Annotated in this window: 1 protein-coding gene; it reads left to right on the top strand. The window is 52.8% G+C overall.

The genetic code is table 11. From position 1 onward, the window contains the following. Positions 1–1,575, top strand: a 1,575-nt coding sequence (locus V6D20_11645; protein HEY9816436.1) for a hydantoinase/oxoprolinase family protein, incomplete at both ends; no start/stop codon positions are given.

The following is a 1,575-nucleotide window of genomic DNA, read 5'->3' as shown; positions in this document are numbered from 1 at the left end:
CTATCTCCGATTCTCCGCCGCTATGTAGACCAAGTTGCTGCAGCGTTAGAACCCGAGGAGCTAGGGGCCTTTTGTCCGAAGTTAGAATTTATGAAATCAGATGGTGGATTGACTGATGCTCGTTTATTCCAAGGAAAAGATAGCCTACTCTCAGGGCCAGCGGGGGGTATTGTAGGTGCCGTTAAAACAAGTGTGCAGGCAGGCTTTCATCGCATCATTGGCTTTGATATGGGCGGTACGTCTACTGATGTATCGCACTTCAAGGGTGACTATGAACGCACCTTTGAAACCGAGATAGCCGGGGTACGGCTGCGGGCTCCCATGCTATCGATCCATACTGTGGCAGCTGGGGGTGGCTCAATTCTATCGTTTGATGGAGCCCGATATCGCGTAGGGCCAGACTCCGCCGGAGCACAGCCAGGGCCCGCCGGCTATCGCCAGGGCGGCCCCCTGACGGTCACAGACTGCAATATTATGCTAGGTAAGCTACAGCCCGACTTCTTTCCTCAGGTCTTTGGTCCAGACGGGAATCTTCCCCTTGACCGAGAGGGCGTTCAGCAGGCCTTTGCGGAACAAGCAGCTCTAATTGAGGAGCAAACGGGCGATCGCCGCACACCAGAACAGGTAGCAGCAGGTTATTTAGCGATCGCCATTGATAAAATGGCTAATGCTATCAAGAAAATATCGGTGCAGCGAGGATATGATGTCACAGACTATACCCTCTGCTGCTTTGGGGGAGCTGGTGGACAGCACGCTTGTCTGATTGCCGAAGCCTTGGGCATGACTCAGATTTTCCTCCATCCCTACGCCGGCGTTCTCTCTGCCTACGGCATCGGTCAAGCAGATGTGCGCAGTCTACGAGAGATGGCCGTAGAACAGCCTTTAACCATGGATATGCTACCGCAGTTATCTCAAATTCTGGAGACCTTACAGCAGGAGGCGATGGCAGAGGTGATCGGTCAAGGGATGACAGAGGATACCTTGCAGTCCATCCGTAAAACCCATTTGCGCTACGCAGGCACAGATTCAGCGCTTCTTGTGACCGCTGGCAGCATGGATGAGATGCGATCGCAGTTTGAGGAGCAGCATAAGCAGCGCTATGGATTCATTATGCCAGATAAGGATTTAATCATTGAAGCTGCTTCCGTCGAGGTGATCGGTCAGACGCCTCCCTTAGCGGAATCTCAGGTGTCTACCCAACGTGACAGTCCCCTCAAGGCGATCGCCACTGTAACAGTGTATAGCCATCATCAGTGGCATCCTGCGCCCGTCTACCATCGCGCCGATCTGTGCCCCAGCGACACCATTCCTGGCCCAGCTCTGATCATTGAAGCAACAGGAACCAATGTGGTGGAGTCTGGCTGGGTGGCATGTTTAACAGAGCACAACGCTCTGATTCTGCGCCAGGTTGCTGCTGTAGCCGCCGAACCCTTAGATCTAGACCACGAGACAACGTCTACTCCTGATCCTGTACTCCTAGAGATTTTCAACAATCTTTTCCAATCCATTGCGGAGCAGATGGGAATTACGCTACAAAATACAAGTTATTCCGTCAACATTAAAGAGCGCCTCGAC

Source organism: Candidatus Obscuribacterales bacterium (assembly GCA_036703605.1).
Classification (GTDB): domain Bacteria; phylum Cyanobacteriota; class Cyanobacteriia; order RECH01; family RECH01; genus RECH01.
This window is presented reverse-complemented; position numbering and strand designations above follow the sequence as displayed.